The sequence below is a fragment of the Anaerococcus nagyae genome (assembly GCF_017874535.1).
Classification (GTDB): domain Bacteria; phylum Bacillota; class Clostridia; order Tissierellales; family Peptoniphilaceae; genus Anaerococcus; species Anaerococcus nagyae.
Genome location: NZ_JAGGLS010000014.1, coordinates 1 through 1,800, shown reverse-complemented (window position 1 = coordinate 1,800; position 1,800 = coordinate 1). Strand labels below are relative to the sequence as shown.

General features: G+C 46.8%; 1 rRNA gene. It reads right to left on the bottom strand.

Annotated elements, in window-relative coordinates:
* Window positions 1-6 precede the first annotated feature (6 nt).
* Window positions 7-1,800, bottom strand: a 23S ribosomal RNA gene (locus J2Z39_RS08380); the annotation flags it as partial.

The following is a 1,800-nucleotide window of genomic DNA, read 5'->3' as shown; positions in this document are numbered from 1 at the left end:
ATATTTCCAGTCAAGATTTAAAGTTTAGTATCCATTAGCTTAATACATTACTGCACTTACACCTTGGACCTATCAAACGTATTTTCTTTACGTACTCTTAGAAATCTTATCTTGAGGGTTGCTTCGTACTTAGATGCTTTCAGTACTTATCAGTGCCATACTTAGCTACCCAGCTATGCTCCTGGCGGAACAACTGGTACACCAGTGGTATGTCCATCCCGGTCCTCTCGTACTAAGGACAGGTCCTCTCAAATTTCTTACGCCCACGCTGGATAGGGACCGAACTGTCTCACGACGTTCTGAACCCAGCTCGCGTGCCTCTTTAATGGGCGAACAGCCCAACCCTTGGGACCTACTTCAGCCCCAGGATGAGACGAGCCGACATCGAGGTGCCAAACCTCCCCGTCGATGTGGACTCTTGGGGGAGATAAGCCTGTTATCCCCGGGGTAGCTTTTATCCGTTGAGCGATGGCCCTTCCATGCGGTGCCACCGGATCACTAAGTCCGTATTTCTACTCTGCTTGAGATGTATCTCTCGCAGTTAAGCTCGCTTTTGCCTTTGTACTCTTCGAATGGTTTCCGTCCATTCTGAGCGAACCTTTGAACGCCTCCGTTACTTTTTGGGAGGCGACCGCCCCAGTCAAACTGCCCGACTGACAATGTCCTTTGCCCCGATTAGGGGTCAATGTTAGAATTTTGATATTAGAGGGTTGGTATCCCAAGGTTGACTCAACCTACACTGGCGTGCAAGTTTCTTTGTCTCCCAACTATCCTGTACGTCTAATCTCAAAATCCAATATCAGCCTACAGTAAAGCTCCACGGGGTCTTTCCGTCCTAGCGTGGGTAAGTCGCATCTTCACGACTACTACAATTTCACCGGATCCTTTGTTGAGACAGTGCCCAAATCGTTACACCTTTCGTGCGGGTCGGAACTTACCCGACAAGGAATTTCGCTACCTTAGGACCGTTATAGTTACGGCCGCCGTTTACTGGGGCTTAAGTTCTAGCCTTCGCTTATGCTAAGCCTTCCCCTTAACCTTCCAGCACCGGGCAGGTGTCAGCTCCTATACTTCATCTTTCGATTTTGCAGAAACTTGTGTTTTTGGTAAACAGTCGCTTGGGCCTGGTTTCTGTGGCCAGATCGCTCTGGCTCCCCTTCTCCCGAAGTTACGGGGACATTTTGCCGAGTTCCTTAACAAAGGTTCTTCCGCGCGTCTTGGTATTCTCTACCTCCCTACCTGTGTCGGTTTTGGTACGGGCGCTTTTGTCTTGATAGTGACTTTTCTTGGCAATTTGAAATCGACTACTTCTCTACTCATGTTTTCGATACCTATCACACATCAGCTTTATGATTAGCGGATTTGCCTACTAATCGGCCTTTGTGCTTAGACTGCCTTCCATCGGGCAGATAGTTTATCCTCTTGCGTCATCACGTCTCTTATTGCGACTTTAAGCGGTACAGGAATATAAACCTGTTATCCATCGGCTACGCCTTTAGGCCTTGCCTTAGGTCCCGACTTTCCCTGAGGGGACGAGCCTTGCTCAGGAGTCCTTAGGGTTTCGACGGGAGTGATTCTCACACTCCTTCTCGCTACTCATGCCAGCATTCTCTCTTGTATTAAGTCCACACTTGCTTTCGCTTAGGCTTCTTCCCTAATACAATGCTCCTCTACCACTGATAGAGTATTTAAATCTATACATAAGTGCCATTTTTATCGGTTTTAGAATACTTTTTTCCAGACTTTGATATATTTTTTATTCATATATCTTACTGTTTAATCTAGTGATTTTTGTAGTTA